General features: G+C 43.8%; 16 protein-coding genes. 13 read left to right on the top strand and 3 right to left on the bottom strand.

Translation table 11 applies throughout. The features are described from left to right. Nucleotides 1-150 precede the first annotated feature (150 nt). Nucleotides 151-951, top strand: coding sequence for a 3-methyl-2-oxobutanoate hydroxymethyltransferase (gene panB, locus RJ60_RS01465; RefSeq protein WP_099830644.1), 801 nt, complete (start codon nucleotides 151-153; stop codon nucleotides 949-951). Between the two features lie 48 nt (nucleotides 952-999). After that, complete coding sequence (locus tag RJ60_RS01460) at nucleotides 1,000-1,728, top strand: biotin--[acetyl-CoA-carboxylase] ligase (protein WP_103133905.1); 729 nt, start codon at nucleotides 1,000-1,002, stop codon at nucleotides 1,726-1,728. Here RJ60_RS01460 and RJ60_RS01455 read toward each other — a convergent pair. Next, nucleotides 1,718-1,942, bottom strand: a complete 225-nt coding sequence (locus tag RJ60_RS01455; protein WP_103133904.1) for a S4 domain-containing protein — start codon at nucleotides 1,940-1,942, stop codon at nucleotides 1,718-1,720. The genes RJ60_RS01460 and RJ60_RS01455 overlap by 11 nt on opposite strands. A 109-nt stretch (nucleotides 1,943-2,051) precedes the next feature. Then, complete coding sequence (locus RJ60_RS01450; RefSeq protein WP_103133903.1) at nucleotides 2,052-3,386, bottom strand: hypothetical protein; 1,335 nt, start codon at nucleotides 3,384-3,386, stop codon at nucleotides 2,052-2,054. Nucleotides 3,387-3,627: 241 nt separating this feature from the next. Between RJ60_RS01450 and RJ60_RS01445 the strand changes: the two genes are divergently transcribed. From RJ60_RS01445 to RJ60_RS01430, 4 genes are all read left to right on the top strand, one after another. After that, the gene (locus RJ60_RS01445; RefSeq protein ID WP_103133902.1) at nucleotides 3,628-4,764 is read left to right on the top strand and encodes an ABC transporter permease; all 1,137 of its coding nucleotides are present in this window, start codon (nucleotides 3,628-3,630) and stop codon (nucleotides 4,762-4,764) included. Between the two features lie 111 nt (nucleotides 4,765-4,875). Next, a complete protein-coding gene (gene rimP, locus RJ60_RS01440; RefSeq protein WP_258006153.1) occupies nucleotides 4,876-5,334 on the top strand; it encodes a ribosome maturation factor RimP in 459 nt (152 codons plus the stop codon). A gap of 21 nt (nucleotides 5,335-5,355) precedes the next feature. Then, entirely contained in the window at nucleotides 5,356-6,384 is a 1,029-nt protein-coding gene (gene nusA, locus RJ60_RS01435; RefSeq protein WP_103133901.1) for a transcription termination factor NusA, read from the top strand. Between the two features lie 28 nt (nucleotides 6,385-6,412). Continuing rightward, nucleotides 6,413-6,880: a Fur family transcriptional regulator gene (locus RJ60_RS01430; RefSeq protein ID WP_103133900.1), complete on the top strand. Its 468-nt coding sequence runs from the start codon at nucleotides 6,413-6,415 to the stop codon at nucleotides 6,878-6,880. Here the strand turns inward: RJ60_RS01430 and RJ60_RS01425 are convergent. Continuing rightward, entirely contained in the window at nucleotides 6,811-8,172 is a 1,362-nt protein-coding gene (locus tag RJ60_RS01425; protein ID WP_103133899.1) for a ComEC/Rec2 family competence protein, read from the bottom strand. The two genes, RJ60_RS01430 and RJ60_RS01425, sit on opposite strands and share 70 nt — an antisense overlap. Nucleotides 8,173-8,270: 98 nt before the next feature. Here RJ60_RS01425 and RJ60_RS01420 point away from each other — a divergent pair, with 98 nt between their 5' ends. From RJ60_RS01420 to RJ60_RS01390, 7 genes are all read left to right on the top strand, one after another. After that, nucleotides 8,271-9,338: a polysaccharide pyruvyl transferase family protein gene (locus tag RJ60_RS01420; RefSeq protein WP_103133898.1), complete on the top strand. Its 1,068-nt coding sequence runs from the start codon at nucleotides 8,271-8,273 to the stop codon at nucleotides 9,336-9,338. A gap of 4 nt (nucleotides 9,339-9,342) precedes the next feature. Further along, nucleotides 9,343-10,443: an iron-containing alcohol dehydrogenase family protein gene (locus RJ60_RS01415; RefSeq protein ID WP_103133897.1), complete on the top strand. Its 1,101-nt coding sequence runs from the start codon at nucleotides 9,343-9,345 to the stop codon at nucleotides 10,441-10,443. After that, nucleotides 10,440-11,618 (top strand): class I SAM-dependent rRNA methyltransferase, encoded by a 1,179-nt coding sequence (locus tag RJ60_RS01410; protein ID WP_103133896.1) that lies wholly within the window; start codon nucleotides 10,440-10,442, stop codon nucleotides 11,616-11,618. Before RJ60_RS01415 ends, RJ60_RS01410 begins: the two co-directional genes overlap by 4 nt. Before the next feature lie 77 nt (nucleotides 11,619-11,695). Then, the gene (gene minD / locus RJ60_RS01405) at nucleotides 11,696-12,508 is read left to right on the top strand and encodes a septum site-determining protein MinD (protein WP_099830633.1); all 813 of its coding nucleotides are present in this window, start codon (nucleotides 11,696-11,698) and stop codon (nucleotides 12,506-12,508) included. A gap of 16 nt (nucleotides 12,509-12,524) precedes the next feature. Beyond that, nucleotides 12,525-12,800, top strand: coding sequence for a cell division topological specificity factor MinE (locus tag RJ60_RS01400; protein WP_006491911.1), 276 nt, complete (start codon nucleotides 12,525-12,527; stop codon nucleotides 12,798-12,800). A gap of 5 nt (nucleotides 12,801-12,805) precedes the next feature. After that, nucleotides 12,806-13,195, top strand: coding sequence for a secondary thiamine-phosphate synthase enzyme YjbQ (locus tag RJ60_RS01395; RefSeq protein ID WP_103133915.1), 390 nt, complete (start codon nucleotides 12,806-12,808; stop codon nucleotides 13,193-13,195). Nucleotides 13,196-13,267: 72 nt separating this feature from the next. Next, a complete protein-coding gene (locus RJ60_RS01390; RefSeq protein ID WP_103133895.1) occupies nucleotides 13,268-16,018 on the top strand; it encodes an O-antigen ligase in 2,751 nt (916 codons plus the stop codon). The last annotated feature ends 94 nt before the right edge of the window (nucleotides 16,019-16,112 follow it).

Genomic DNA, 16,112 nt, shown 5'->3' with positions numbered 1-16,112 from the left:
ATTATTTGTGATGCATATCGTCAGATTGCTCTGGAGGTAGGCAAAAATGTATAATCTCATTGTTAGGGTCAATTTTTCAGAAATAGCGAGATATTGAATATTAGAACCTGAGACAGGCAAATTCGATTTTTGAAGGACGTGAGGTTGATTATGAATGTAAGAGAAATCATTGAATCAAAGGATCAAAGAAAGCTTTCCATGGTTTCCGCATACAGTTACTTTGAAGCCAAATTCGCAGAACAGGCCGGTGTTGATTTAATCCTTGTAGGAGACTCCCTCGGAACTATGGTTATGGGCAAAAGAGATACATTATCGGTAACAATGGACGAAATGATCTGGTCTCTTAAATCTGCCCGCAGGGGCTCAAAGCAGGGGTTTATTGTTGCCGATATGCCTTTTGGATCCTATCAATGTTCAAGAGAGAAGGCAGTTGAAAATGTTATTGCCTTTCTAAGGCACGGCGCCAACGCTGTAAAGATTGAGGGAGGTTACGAAACTGCAGACCTTATCAAGTATCTAGTTGATAGAGGATTACCTGTTATGGGACATATTGGAATAACTCCTGAACACGCCAGCTTGGATGGGGAGTACCACATACAGGGAAGAGATGAAAGAAGCATCAAGAGGCTTATTGAATCTGTGAATGATCTCGAAGAAGCAGGCGTCTTTGCGATTCTTCTGGAAATGGTTGTTGAAGACGTTGCCAAGAGGCTGACTGAGGACACGTCAGTACCAACATTCGGCTTGGGTTCAGGGCGTTACTGCAATGGACAGTTTCTTAGATTGCATGATCTTCTCGGCATAAACGACGAGTCGAAACCTAAGTACATAAAGAGATACGCTAACCTGAAAACAGATATCATTGCTGCTCTTTCAAGGTTTGACGAAGAAGTGAAGTCGGGAATGTTCCCCGATGAGGAAAACGCATTTGAGGGTGTTGAAGAGGTTTGAAGAGCGGCGGTTACAGGCTTGATGATGCGGAAAAGATGAAGTGTTGACATGATGGTAGGAGAGAATGTAGTTTCTTTCTCTGAAATCGATTCGACAAATCGATTCGCTATTGATAACCTAGACAGGCTGCCTTCTGGCTCGGTCATATGGTCACTTTCTCAAACAGAGGGTTATGGTAGACATGGAAGAGCCTGGTATTCAGGTAAAGGTGGATTGTGGTTCTCCGTTGTATTCAAGCCAACGCTAATCAAAGAGCCAAATGAATACACAAAGACCGTCTCTGTTGCTATAGTCGAGACTCTATTGCAGCTGGACTTTAAGTCTGTCAGAATAAAATGGCCCAACGATATCCTCATTAGCAACAAGAAAGTTGCTGGCGTATTAACTGAAGCTGTCTTCACCGGGAACTCGCTCAATGGTATCGTGGTTGGCATAGGCATAAACGTAAACAACGAGATCCCCGCTGAACTGAAGAAGATTGCCACATCTCTTAACTCGGTGAAAGGAACCTACATATCCCTCGAATTGCTTCTTGGCAAGCTCAACAAAAGGATTGAACTTCTGAGGAAGCGATATATCATCAGAGGGAAGAACAAATACTTGACGAGACTTTGGAAGAAACACCTTGCTTTTTCCGAGGGAGACGAAATAACTGTATCCCTACACAAAGAGGAGAAAGTGACAGGTATAATAAAGAGGATCAACCCATCATCGTTACAGATCGAACGAGAAGACGGGGAGATCCTTGATATCAAGTCCGGCGAGCTTATTCTCTAGTTTCCCTAATCACTTCTGAAAGAAATTCTTCTGTGACTCTTACTACAAGAGTCCTATTCGAAAAGCTTATTGAAACGACATCTCCGGGTTTTAGTTCGGAAGATGGTTTCGCCGGAACATTGTTCCTTTCAACATAACCCTTATCAATCGCTTCTTTTGCAATTACTCTTCGCTTTATTATTCCATTAACCTTAAGAAATTTATCCAGGCGCAAATCAAATCTCCTATAAGTATACACTTGACTATCTATCTTCAAAAAGGTATAATTATGTCAACGAGATGTTCTTGCCCCCGCCACTCCGCTAAGTGCAGGGGCTCTTTTTTTACTTGATTACCACAAGGCTTCTGATTAAACCCATATCTTCGATGAACTCGATATTTATAAGCACTCCGCTCTCAATCTCCAATCCCATAAGCCCGGTCAATATGTAGCCTGAATCAATAAAGAGACGCGCAAACCCATCAGAACCTACGAACCCGAGGAGTTTGTTGTATGTTTTCAGTTCCGAGACTACCACTCCATTTTGAAGCTCTTCGTTGGTTCTGATTTGATTCTTCGAAGAAACGTACAACCAGCTATCCTGAATCCAAATGTACTGGCCCTCAACAATGAGAACGTCGCCTGAAACCAATACTTGCAGATCGGGATCAGTCTTTTCAATCATAGATCTAGCATCATCTATTGATCCTTTGTACCCTGTCCTAACTACATAAGAATATCCAACTGATTCAGAGTCATCGGAAGCAGCCCCCTGCGTTCCCATAAGGCTTGAGAAGATATCGTCAACCGAGATATTTGCATCGATCATAATCTCGCCTGTCATATCTTTTGAGAAATCTACGAAGCTCACATTACCTATTCTGAGAGCTTCCAACTCTAGAGGAACAAAGCCGAGACCGTCAAATTCAAGTTCCGATAGAAAGGAAAGATCGTTAATCCTTGCAAATCCAGAAACAAGTGGGAGGTGACGAGTAACTTCAAGATCGTCAACAGAGGCTCCTTCTAGAGCAACATGAAACCTCTCTCTGCTTTCTTCAAAAAGAGGAATAGACAATGCCTCTGCAATCAATATCCCCTCCTCATTCCAAACAGAGCCCTTCTGAATAGTGCCTCCCATATCCACGTAGAAATAGCCGAAACCCGGCGAGAGATCAGACTTAACCAGAGAGAGGTTGTATCCCTTTCCAACCATCGAATATGCCTCGATGTCGCCAATGTAAAGGTACTCTTGATCCACAGCAACACTCAGTTTGATATCAGAAGGCAGCAACTGTGGAAGCAATTTCTCAATTGCCGTCTTCACAGTTCTGGGGTTTGATATCGGGCCAAGGATTGCTATCACTCGATCTAAGCCCTCTGAATCCACCCATGCGGCCAACCCGAAATCTCCATCGAAAGCCCTAAAAATATCCTTCGGATCAAGACCATTATTATATGCCAGCATCTCAACGTACTGAGCAATCAGCTGTTCTATGGCCAGCTGATTGAGCACCATATCAAATAAAACTGTTTGCTTCGAAACTTTGTAATTATCATTTAAGTGCTCTACTACCAGGACGCTCTGCGACGACACTGGCAGTCTCTCAGCCATGGAATCAACACTAGCTAGTGATATTGCTCCGACAACAAGTAAAACAAGCACCGTCAACTTCTTCATTTATTCACCTCCAAGATCGTACTTTGATTTTAGACGACTGAACAGCCCGAACTGTTCTTGGTGTGATTCTACCACTAGATAGTTGTGTAGGTGTGACTGCCATCCTCGTTGTGGCTTTTAAACTATGAGTGTAGTAATTGGAAAAAGAAGGTCTTGAGCTAATGATTCTAATTGGTATATAGTATAATAATTGTTGTCAAACGTGATTTGGTGCCGAGACCTAGAAAGAGAGGAGCGTTGCTTGAGGTTTCTGAAGCTTGTCCAAAATGATCTTCTTCTCATTTTCAAGTCAAGAGCTTTTCTTCTGATGCTGGTATTGCTGCCGGTAGTTCTTGCATCAATCTCTTCCATAACTTCCGATACTGGAGGTTACTCAAACTTGAGGATAGGTATTGTAAATGAAGACAAGACATTTGTAGGGCTTTTTTTCGTACAGTACGCTACATCAATGCTTAAAGGCGAAAATATCGTCCAGCTTTCAAGCAGGAGTGAAATCGACTCCGTAATCGATGATCTAGATGGTGTCTTTGTTATTCCAAGGGGATTTGCAAACAATCTCCTTTTTCAGGAACCGTCGGAGCTAATCTTCATTCCCAATCCCGGTTCGATGCAGACTGCGGTTGCAATCTATCAAGTGATGAGCAACGTATTGAGAGAATTCAAAGCTCTCCCCGTTGTTGCAGATCCAGAATTCATGAAAACAGTGGATATCGACCCGAATTATGTGGCACCCTCTCTCTCCGTCGAAGGGATAACTGAGTCAAGACTCAGTTTCTCTTCCCTTCTCTTTCCAATAGTCCTGGTTACGACGATAATGTTTGTTTCAACAGTCGGAGCCGCAACGGGAATCTTCGAGGATCGCAGAAGTGGAGTGATTGACCTTCTACGGCTTTCGAACGTTGGAGCATTAGAGTATACAGGAGCCAAGGTTTTGAGTTTCACGGTTTTTTCCACAATACAGGTTCTGATATTCATAACTGCTGGAAGCCTTTTTGGGCTCCAGATAGCCTCTAATCTCTTTCTCTATATAGCGGTAATTGAGGTATTTATTCTCCTTTTCACATCCATAGGGATTCTGATCGGCACGATTTTCAATTCTGCTAGGAGTGCGCAGCTTACATCTGTTTCTATTGTTACGACCGTGCTAATTCTCAGTGGAATCCTGATACCTCATTCAATGTTCCCCGAATGGCTTGAGATCTTCAGTAAAAACCTTCCCGTAACATCTCTTCTCGTAGCGCTTCAAGGCATCTCGATGCTAGATTTCAGTCTCTCCAAGGTGATTGCTCCTTCCGTTCTGAATCTCTCACTGGCAGTTATAATAGTTCTTCTTGGCGGAATTGTGGTAAGGAGAGAGGACATATCACTAGCAGATTAGATCGTCGTATTGACTGCTGCTGACAAAAGAGTTATAATTGCTTTAGTTGAAATGCTCCCAAAGGGAGAGGGCTTGTTTTGCCCTCTATTTTTTATTATGGTGGTGTTGTTTGTGGAGGACCTGAAGAAAGAGTTGCTCGCACTGGCAAATGAAGTCGCAAACAACCTGGGGTATTCGATCTATGACCTAGGTCTCTCAAGAAGAGGAAAGAAGAGACTGGTGAAAGTCACGATCGATAAGCTGGACAGATATATCTCAATAAGCGACTGTGAATCATTTTCGGCCGAGTTTGATAGAGCACTTGATTCAGCGGACCTCGTTCCCTTCTCTTATGATCTGGTAGTCGAATCCCCGGGGCTTGAACGTGCATTAAGAGATCTTGATGATTATGTCAGATTCACTGGAGAGAAGGCAAAGATTATACTCAAGGAACCCGTTGAAGGGATTTCAGTTGTGATTGGAAAGATTGTCTCGTGCCAAGGTGAAGTTGTTACTGTCGAGAGCTCTGAGAACGGTAAAGAGATAGCATTCCACTTTTCAAATGTTAAGCGTGCTAACCTAAAACTATGATTTGGATGGTGAGGAGTTCATATGAATCTCAATCTCTTGGAAGCCCTTGACCAACTGCAGGACGAAAAGAGTATCGAAAAAGAAGAGGTCATTGATATACTTGAGAAAGCGCTGCAAAGCGCCTACAAGAAGAATTTCGCTTCGGAAAGCGATGTCGATGTGAGAATAGACAGACTTACAGGTGACATTGAGGTTTTCGAAAGGCTTGTTGTTGTTGATACAGTAGAGAATCCTTCTTTGGAAGTAACTCTGGAAGAAGCTCTCAAGGTAAATTCTGCCGCTGAGATAGGCACCGTAATTGAGAGAAAGTTGAATATCAAGAAGTTCAAGAGAATCGCTGCACAGACAGCTCGGCAGGTGCTAATTCAAAAGATCCGTGAAAAGGAAAAAGAAAACCTGTTCGATAAGTATGTAGATATGAAAGGCACAGCAACCACTTCTGAGATATTGAGAGTCACTTCCGAATGGGTTGACCTTCGAATAGGAAAGTTAGAGACTAGAATTCCCACAAAGGAACTAATTCCTGGAGAACAGCCGAGGCTGAACTCTCTGATGAAGGTCTTTGTTGTGGATGTTGCGAGATCTGCAAGAGGTCCTCGTTTGCTTGTGACGAGACGTACACCTGAATTCGTCATCGAGCTGCTCAGACTTCAGGTTCCAGAGATCGAAAGCGGAGATGTGACAGTCAAAGCAATAGCTCGAGAGGAAGGGGTCCGGTCTAAGGTAGCTGTCTTCAGCGATAATACCAAGGTTGATCCCGTAGGAGCCTGCATAGGGGAAAGCGGTGCAAGAATTGCCGAGGTTCTTCGCGAGATAAAACCCGAAAAGGTCGATATCCTAAGATGGAGCAATGTTCCGGCCGAACTAGTCGGCAATTCGATTGCACCAGCCTCCGCTTTAGAAGTGAAAATTGTGAATGCAGAAACCCACGAGGCGGTGGTTTACGTTTCTCCAACACAATTATCTCTAGCAATTGGAAAAGGCGGACAGAACGCGAGACTTGCCGCAAAACTGACAGGCTGGAAGATCGACATAAAGCCCATAATGTAACTCAGTCTGGAACGGACGGTGACTGATTATGAAGAAAGACCAACTAAGGGCCGAACTTAAGAGAAGAAACCAGAGAATGACAGCTCAAAGAGAGTACGTGCTAAGATTCTTCTTTGAAGCTGAGACAGATCACTTAAGCGCCGACGAAGTCTACCACAAGATTCAGAGCAAGAAATTCGGGATAAGCAAAGCAACCGTTTATAGAACCATTGAGTTGCTCGTAGAGATAGGCCTTCTAAGGAAGATTATTTTCGAAGATGGAATTGTAAGGTACGAACCGGTGAAAAGGGGAGAGCATCATCATCATCACATAATTTGCAGCAACTGCGGTTCCGTTGTCGAGTTTCACCTTGACAATCTCGAAGAACTTGAAGAGCTTGTGAAGTCAAGAACAGGATATAGTATAGACGATCATCAGCTTAAATTCTACGGTTTGTGTCCAGAATGCCAGAGCAAAGTGAAGAATAAGAAAAGTGACAGCAACGATAATAGATAGGCAGTAAGAGGTTCAAAGCGTATCGTCGGGATGACTCCCCCAATTACACTAGTGACTTCACCAAGTAATGAGGACATTGCTCTGAGGCTACCAGCAATAAAACTGCCTACTATTTGCAGCCCAACAAGATCTGCTATCAAGATGAAAATCATTCCAAGATACGAAGGCACAACGAAGACTGGAACCATTACTACGGTTAACGGTACTCCTGCTAGAGACAACGTGCCAAATGTACTGAGAGAAAGCGGGATGATAGCCGTCTGAGCGATCGCTCCAACAAGCAATGTCTGACTTAGCAGATTCTTATTCTCGATTGCAGGCAAGAAGATTAGAAGCGCAGCTGTTGCAAAGAAACTCAGCTGGAATGAAATTGACGTAACAATAGATGGTTGTGCCATAACGATAATAATTCCGGAAAATCCCAGAATATTAAGCGGGTGCTGTCGATAATCAATGATCTTCAGTAGTGAATAACACAGTAACATTAAAAATGTTCTGGTAGCAGATATCGCTGGACCAGTAGATAAGGTATAGAAGAAGAGCAAGACAATAGAAAGTATCAGCTTCGTTTTCCTACCTAACATGAGAAAAGAGAGAGCGGAATGGACCAGCAAATACATAAGACCGATGTGCAAACCAGAAACCGCAAACAAATGCGCAACTCCAAGATCAGAAATCCTCTCCCTGGTCTCAAAATCAATGTGGCTTCTATCGCCGGTGAAGACGGCTGCAGCAATCGTGTCATTTAGTTTGTACCTCGAAAGTAACTCAGTAACATACTTTCCAGGATAAGAGAAGACCTCTAGCCTCTCGACACAGGCCTCAATATTTGATTCGATCTTGAAAAGAGGAAATGATTCTTGCCTTATAAGAGTTCCCGCTGTCCAGATTATCTGGCCCGCAAAAGCTGCGGCTTTTCTGTCGGAAAGCCTTATGTTTACAGCGACGGGAAGATTCATCCACTTTCCCTCAACAAGCACTCTTCCCATGCTTGCCTCAACGTTTCCAGTTCCGCCTCTGGATATGTATCCCACATATTCTACTTTTCCAGGATCAAGTGTCTTCAACGTTAGAGACTGACCGAGGCAACCGACCACAAAGAATATGAGCCATATGAAAGGGCTGACCCATCTGGAAGAAAGAAGAATGACGGCTGTCGATACAAAGATAAGTGGTATCCATGCACCTGCCGTCCAGGCAAGTGCAAATACCAACAGCTCCCCAAGCATCGTTGCAAGGAGATAGTATAGAAACGGGAAAGAGGTTTTCCTTTTCAGAAGTCCACCTAGCATAAATAGATTGTACATCCCTTGCAACGCTTTGTGAACAGCGTGTTCGATGATTCACATGTGATAGAATATTATCGTTGAATGTTCCTGGAGGTTTTGAGGTGAGACAGTTTTCTTTTGGCGGGCTGACGCTGGTGGGTTACTATGGATATAATAACCTTGGCGACGATCTACTATTGCTTTCATCACTATCCCTAATTGATGAGATAGGGTTTGAAGGGCCAATATACTTGCCCGCATCTTCTCAAATAGAGCAAATAACTCATAGATTCCCTTCGAAACTCGATATCAGATTGGTTAGTCGCTTTAGTATTGGTGAGATCACAAACTCAATTAGGCACTCAATTGTCACCATCTTCGGAGGGGGAAATCTCCTACAGGACCAGACTAGTTGGAGGAGCTTCCTTTACTATTATGAGATTGCCAGGCATACCCTTAACAGGGGGAAACCTCTGCTTCTTCTCTCTCAAGGTTTTGGACCGTTGAACAGACAGATCAACAGAAAGGCTCTAAATAAGCTGCTGAATAATCCTCTTACCTTTGGTGTAATGAGAGACTTAGTCAGCTACAAATATTTCGCTTCTATCTCGAAGAGAGTTATCTCAGGTACTGACTACGGCCCCTACTATTTGCAGAAAATGGGAATAATTCCGGAAAAACGAACAACCGAAAGTGGTCTTGCGGTAATTGTATTGAAGAATGGAACAAGTGTTGATGACGTCCTCAATTCGCTGAGGCTGAACAATCTGACTGAAGTGTGCGCTGTGGGTTTTCACAATCATCATGACGAAGAAAAGAGAAGTGAGCTCGAATCTAAGGCCAGATCAAATGGATTCAAAGTTAGAAAGCCTCCCGAAGACCTCGAAGGCATGATAAGAATCTTCAACAATGCAGAACTGATAATTACTGAGCGTCTTCACGGAGCAATTCTCGCTATCTCATTAGGAGTTCCATTTGTGTGGAAGAAGAACACGAAACTCGATAGATTTGTGAGATCTCTTAACAAGGATTGCGAACTCTCATTTGAAGGAAGCTGCGAGAGCTTGAGTCTAGCCATCAACAGTTCTCTGAAAGAGCCTGTTAATCTCAAAGACGAATACTGGTCTCAACTTGAGAAAACGGCAACCGAATCAAAAGAAGTATTGATTAAGTTGATCTATAGAAGGTGATTGAATGTGGAAATATTTCCTGCCAACTAGAGTCTTCTCGGGGACTAAAACAATAAGTCATAATAATGAGCTGTTCAGAGAGATCGGAACTAATGCTTTCATAGTCACTGGAAGGTCTTCAGCAATAAAGAGCGGGGCACTTGACGATGTGCAGGAAGTGCTTGACGCGTTGGATATTCCAAGCACATTATTTGATGAAGTGGAAGAGAATCCCTCCTTCTCAACAATTGAGAAGGGCGGAAAAATGCTCTCAAATAGCGCGTGCGATTTCGTGTTAGCTATCGGTGGTGGCAGTCCGCTAGATGCTGCCAAGGCTATCTCAGTAGTTGGGAAGAATGGCAACTGCAGCTGCAGAGATCTATTCAAAGGAAAGGATCTTCCCGCATTTCCAATTGTCACAGTCCCCACCACGTCTGGGACCGGAAGTGAAGTTACACAGTACTCGATTTTAACCGATCCGGAAGGTTCGAAAAAGGGCTTTGGCATGCCTTCAACATTTCCTAGAATCTCTTTCTTGGATGCGAGATACACCGTAACAATGCCCGTGGATGTGACAATTTCAACTGCACTCGATGCCTTATCTCATTCTATAGAAGGCGAAGCAGTCAACAAGGGACAGAACCCCCTGGTGAAGATGCTTTCGAAGGAAGCAACGAAGATTATAAAGCAATCACTCCGTGAAGTCTTGAAGAATGAAAATGATGTCTCTTCCCGAGAGCGGATACAGTTCGCCGCGACACTTGCCGGGATTGTTATTGCCCACACGGGAACGACCGCAGTTCATGCCGCAGGTTATCCTCTCTCATCCTTCAAAGGCATAAAGCATGGAATGGCAAATGCACTCATGTTGATTGGGATATTCGAAAGAATAGCCAGAACCGACCCGAATAGAATAAGCGGTGCAATAGAACCTTTCACTGATCTGGATGAGCTTAACGCCTTCTTACAGGAGTTTGGTGTAGGAAGAGTCTCATTACAGCTCTCCGAAGAAGAGATAGAGAAATGGTCCGATCAGACCTCTAAAGCATCTCATCTGAAAAAGACGCCGGGTGACTTCGACAAGCAATTCTTCGTTAATCTTTACAAGAGGATAATAAGCGATTGAGCCCCAGAGTGTTCCTCAAGAAAGAAATCAAGAGGAGGGTAGCTTTTGGCCATCCGTGGGTCTACGACAACGAAATCGAAAAACACGACCCGCTCGTTGATGGTTGCATAGTGGACGTGTTTACGTATTCTGGGCAATTCTTGGGAAAGGGTTACTACAATTCCGGTTCCACGATAAGAGTAAGATTCATTACAAGAAGGAACTGCAAACTCGATACAGACTTCTTTTCAGGAAAAATCCGAAGAGCAATACAACTGAAGTCTCTACTTCTGGAAGATAGTGACGCCTTGAGAATCGTATTCGGCGAGGCGGATGGTCTACCAGGATTGATAGTTGATAGATTCTCCGATTGGCTCGTTGTTCAATTCAATACTCTTGGCATCCAGCTAATGAAGAAGGAAATCATCGAAGCCTTGATCCTCGTTTTGAAACCAAAGGGGATTTTCGAAAAGAGCGAAGGAATCTCCATTGCAAAGGAGGGCCTGGAAGCTAAAGAAGGATGGTTGTACGGCAACGGGCCGGAGCTTCTGCCATTCAGCTTAAACGGGATTAGTTTTCTTGCAGACACAAAAGGCCAGAAGACCGGTTTTTTTCTCGATCAGAGAGAAAACGCAAAGCGCTTATCAGAGTACGCCGCCGGTCGAAGAGTACTCGACGTTTTTTCTTACACAGGTAATTTCTCCTTTCATTGCATAAACAAAGGAGCACGAAGTGCGATACTGGTCGATTCCTCTGAGCGTGCGCTCTCCGTCGCAAAGGAAGTAGCAGAGATAAACAGGTTCTCTGATAAGTGTGAGTTCATCAAGACAAATGCTTTTGATTACTTGAGAGAGAACAGTCTTTCAGGCTTTGGTCTTGCAGTAATAGACCCTCCGGCAATGGCGAAATCTCCATCTTCCAAGAAGAACGCTCTCAGGGGCTACAAAGAACTGAACCTGAGAGTAATCAAGAGTTTAAACGACGGGGCATTGATTGCTTCTTCTTCTTGCACACAGATCGTTTCGGAAGAAGATTGGATGAGAACGATCAATGATGCTTTTCACGATTGTAAGAAATTGGGTCTAGTAGCTTTCAGGGGTGGACAATCACTGGATCATCCAGAGGTTACTTCGATATTCGAGACCAAGTATCTTAAGTTCTGTCTATTTCGCATCTTTGAATTGATAAATTACTGAAAATCGGGCTAGTTACTGCTGAAGTATTAATGTAATGCTATAATTCAGAAAAGTCTAACGGCTGGAGGTAGATAGAAATGGCCAAAGTATACGTTGTGACTTCCGGAAAAGGGGGAGTCGGCAAGACAACAATCACGGCCAATATTGGTTGTGCTCTTGCCAATTCAGGGGCGAAGGTTTGCCTTATTGACGCAGACATAGGTCTCAAGAATCTGGACATCACATTGGGTCTTGAGAATAGAGTTGTGCATACAATTCTAGATGTTGCAAATGGTAAGGTAACTGCTTCTGAAGCGCTAGTGAGGCATAAGCAAATCAAGGGACTTTATCTACTCGCGGCCTCACAAATTGCAACGAAAGAAATGCTTTCCCCCGAAGATATGAAGAAAATGATTAGTGAGCTGTATCCGAAGTTTGACTATGTCATTGTGGACTCACCTGCAGGAATAGAGAGAGGATTCAGGAACGCCATAGCTGCAGCTGAAAAAGCTTTGATTGTTACTACTCCCGAACTTCCAGCCATTACTGACGCTGATCGGGTCATCGGACTTCTGGAGAACTCCGGGATGCAGGAAGCGAATATCAGACTCGTGATAAACCGTTTCAAAGTTCAGATGGTCAAACGTGGTGATATGCTTACAAGAGAGGATATTCAAAGTAACCTCGCAATCGACCTGATCGGGATTATTCCAGATAGTGACGAGGTGATCATAGCAACAAACAAGGGTGTACCGGTTATCCTGAACGGAAATGGAGAAGGAATCGGAAAGGTCTTCGAGAACATTGCTTTGAGGATGAAGGGAGAACCGATCCCCGTTGAACGGGATATCCTTGAGCAAGGATCGAAAGGATTCCTTGAATTCCTTAAGCGCATCTTCAGAAGAGACTAAGAGGGAGTTGAAGTGTATGTTCTTTGGACTTTTCAGGAAGAAGAAGAAAACCGAAGGAAGCAGAAAAGAAGCAAAGGATAGACTTGATTCCATAACTGGTGGCAGGAGGTATTCAGTACCGGTGAGAGAAGTGATCCCTCAAGATATCCTCCAGAATAGCGGTAAGGATATGGTACACCAGATAAAGACTTACGTTGCCGATAAGTATAAGGTTAAGGAAGAAAACGTCAAAGTTCAGCTTGAAGAGCACAACGGATACGTGGTAATTATTACAAACGTGGTCTTCCATTGATTCTTATGAGATATGCTGTAAAAACAAGCCTTAGAAATCAGCTGATAGATATTACCGATTTCATAGTTGAGTCAGTTAGAGAGTCTGGGGTCTCACACGGTATTGTTAATGTCTTTGTTCCGCATACCACGGCAGGAGTAACAATCAACGAGAATTCCGATCCAGATGTTGTTCAGGACATCTTAGAATGGATGGGAAAAAGCATTCCAAAAAGTGATAGATTCAGACACCGCGAAGGGAATTCTGATGCACATATTAAGGCTTCCTTGGTTGGTTCTTCAGTTACAATACCTTTCAGAGACAATTCACTCGCGCTGGGAACATGGCAGTGCGTTTATTTCTGCGAATTTGACGGTCCTAGGAGCCGTGAGGTAATCGTTACGATAGTGGAGTAGCAATTTCTCTCATGAGTCTTCGTCACTTACAGTAATTGGGGCTCTGAGAGAAGACTGTGGGGAGGGGACACAATGCGAAAAGGAAGATTCTTGTTTCTTGCTGTTCTAGTTTTCGGATCTTCGCTCTTCGCAATCAAGGGCTTCACCTGGGACATGGGCATACCTAAGTTCTATTTTGCATCGGTCTCAATAGCGATCTTCATAGTCTCTTTCTCATTGAAAGCTGTGAGAAATCCCTGCAGTGTCAGAGTAACGCTTCCGCAGCTGCTTTCATTGTTGTTTGGATTCCATGCGTGTCTGACTACCTTCCAACTTCTGAACACGCTGCCAAACGTCTTTCTTACTTCACTCGGTTTTGCAATGAATCTGCTTCTCTTTCTCCTCTTTTCATTGCTCATCTCGGCAGAGAAACAGGAAACTCTACTGACTATTCTCCAACTTTTCCTGTTTGCGGGGCTCATCATAGCCTTTGATGCCGTATTTTCATTCTACACAGGATATGGCTTGCTTTGGGGGACTGAGAACAATCCGTTCACAAGAGGAAATCTCTCATCCGTTATAGGAAACGTGAACTTCACGACCGACCTAATGGCAATGCTGCTATTTCCAGCTGCTTTTCTAACCGTTTCCAAGAAGAAGATCTGGAAGCACGAGAAGATTCGTCACTACTTCTACCTTTCACTCTACTCACTTTTCTTGATTGTAATAGTGATAGGCCAAACAAGAGCAGTCTATTATTCAGTAATAATATCGATGGTCTTTCTAGTAGTCTTCTTGATTTTCTCAATTCTGAGGTTCAAACTCAGATCCTTCATTTCTATATTTAGCAGGCTATTTGTCATTCTTCTTATTATCTCCACGATAGTAATTATGATCGTCTACTCTGGAGACAACCCTTTGACAAGCGGCCGTTTCAGCTTCTCTGAGAGGTTAACGTATACCACTGACGACTACGTTTCCGTCGACGTCAGAATTCTTCAGTGGAAAGCAGCTATCAAACAGTGGGAGAGTTCAGCCTTTCTGGGTACAGGCTTCGGATCATACAAGTATCTTTCTACGGAGAATATGGGAAAGGTACTGACTGAAGAGCCAGAGTACATGTATGTTGCAGGTCTGAACAGCATCCGAACCCACAACGAGTATCTTCAGCAGATGAGTGAAACAGGAATAATCGGAATCGTCCTAATTATGACCTTCATAGTTGCAATGCTTTTCTACACTGTCGGGGTGGTGAAGAGATCCTCCTCTGTCGAGAAGGTCACAAAGTATCTCTTTCTCGAAGCCGGGTTACTGATAATATTCGTTCATTCAGTACTTTCCTTTCCTGGTCATCTAATGCCAAACGCATTACTAGCTGTCTTCCTTTTTGGATTCATCATGAGCCCTGAGTTTTCCGAAGCGAAGGGAGTCACTGTTCCTATGTCAAAGGTACTTCCGCTACTGCTGGTTGTATTCGCGCTGAGTACATCAGTTCTGATGAGTAGAACGTTTTTCGCGGAAGGCCTTTTCACAAAAGGCTACATTGACTACAGAAGAATTGAAAGCATAAACCCGCAGATTCCAGAGTTAGTAAACTCGATCGGAAGTATCAAGAGGGAAATCGAGAATCTTGAGGACTATGAGGGAAGGTACTCCTATCTTCAACATGATGACTATATTCCCGATAGATTGATTGAATTGCAGAAGACTTATCCTGAGGCACCCTCAGAGTTGCTTCAACATATGGCTTCTGAAGAACGAGAAAATGCCTTTGCGTCAACGTTATCCGCGCTGGATTCTAAGCTACGATCTGCTTCTTCAGCGCTTCTAAGGGCGAGGCAGGACTCGTCAAACAGTTTCTACTCCGCGATGCGTAATCTGTCGACATCTAGAGAGATTTCCAGAGGCCAATATTTGTCAGAGGCTTACATAGGATACATGTATTTGACTGCTCAGAGAAAGGAAGATTTCCGTCTAAAGCTCAATATGTCGGGCAATGCATTAGCCGATGCCTTCACAGAGATATTCGCCAGAGAAGATGTCTTCTCGACCTGGCTTAACGAAGACACATCGCCGGGAGGTATGCTCAGCGAGTTGGAAATCGATCACTCATACCTTAGAGAGTTACCCGGTTTGTTGCGAGCAGACCTTACGGCTACCGATGTTTCTGCTCTGCTAGAGGTCTTGGATATCAATCTGCTTATCGACTATCAAGTGACTCTGGATGCGATAGATGCTCTTCTGAGGTCCACAAAGATATCTCCCGATCTTCAGGTAGTGAGAAATGTGGCAAGCTTGCTTTTCCGCGCGATGGCTGCCGCCGAGAGAGTCTCAGAAGAACTGGAGAAACTCGAAGGTTTTGTTGCAGACAGCGGCTCTCTAACCTCTCTAGTAGATTCGATCAGGAAGCTTCCGAAATCTAAGAGAGGGCATCTCGAGACACTCTACGAAACCGCCATCGAATACAACCCTGGTGGATGGTTGAAGGGAAGCAACAACGTCTACGGCGAGTATTCAAGAAACGTACTTCTTCTCTACGGTCTCGATGGACTGGATAAGGTTCAAGAGATAGCAGAGAGAGAGGTCTTTGCCTGGAATACGATGAAAGCAACGAATCGAGTCGTCCCATTAGGCAGCATTGGCCAGCTAACTCCTCTAAAGGATTACGTTTCAAGAGAATGGTTCGACAATCTTTACGAAGAAGTATATTTCTGGAGCGAGGAAACTTCATCCCTAATTATGAGAGAGATGGAAGAAGAACAGTTCTCAGGAATAGCACTTGAGAAGGCCGAATCAGCCCTAAACGAAATCGAGAAGTTCCTTCAGCTTTATTCACTTTGGTAACCCGTTAAACGTCACCTGGGTGTTACACAGGTAATACTTCGGGTATTGCTGACGTTATTGATCGGACTTATGATAGTGTTGAAGAAGATGGAGG

Origin of the sequence: Mesotoga sp. B105.6.4, assembly GCF_002896535.1 — a bacterium.
Taxonomy (GTDB): Bacteria; Thermotogota; Thermotogae; order Petrotogales; family Kosmotogaceae; genus Mesotoga.
Note: the sequence above shows the minus strand (reverse complement) of the source record. Positions and strands in the feature narration are given on the sequence as shown.

Coding starts and splice junctions, on each gene's coding strand:
- RJ60_RS01390 (WP_103133895.1), top strand. CDS start 13,268: ATGCGAAAAGGAAGATTCTTGTTTCTTGCTGTTCTAGTTTTCGGATCT.
- RJ60_RS01460 (WP_103133905.1), top strand. CDS start 1,000: ATGATGGTAGGAGAGAATGTAGTTTCTTTCTCTGAAATCGATTCGACA.
- RJ60_RS01395 (WP_103133915.1), top strand. CDS start 12,806: ATGAGATATGCTGTAAAAACAAGCCTTAGAAATCAGCTGATAGATATT.
- RJ60_RS01400 (WP_006491911.1), top strand. CDS start 12,525: ATGTTCTTTGGACTTTTCAGGAAGAAGAAGAAAACCGAAGGAAGCAGA.
- RJ60_RS01430 (WP_103133900.1), top strand. CDS start 6,413: ATGAAGAAAGACCAACTAAGGGCCGAACTTAAGAGAAGAAACCAGAGA.
- RJ60_RS01415 (WP_103133897.1), top strand. CDS start 9,343: ATGTGGAAATATTTCCTGCCAACTAGAGTCTTCTCGGGGACTAAAACA.
- panB (WP_099830644.1), top strand. CDS start 151: ATGAATGTAAGAGAAATCATTGAATCAAAGGATCAAAGAAAGCTTTCC.
- RJ60_RS01425 (WP_103133899.1), bottom strand. CDS start 8,172: ATGCTAGGTGGACTTCTGAAAAGGAAAACCTCTTTCCCGTTTCTATAC.
- RJ60_RS01450 (WP_103133903.1), bottom strand. CDS start 3,386: ATGAAGAAGTTGACGGTGCTTGTTTTACTTGTTGTCGGAGCAATATCA.
- nusA (WP_103133901.1), top strand. CDS start 5,356: ATGAATCTCAATCTCTTGGAAGCCCTTGACCAACTGCAGGACGAAAAG.
- minD (WP_099830633.1), top strand. CDS start 11,696: ATGGCCAAAGTATACGTTGTGACTTCCGGAAAAGGGGGAGTCGGCAAG.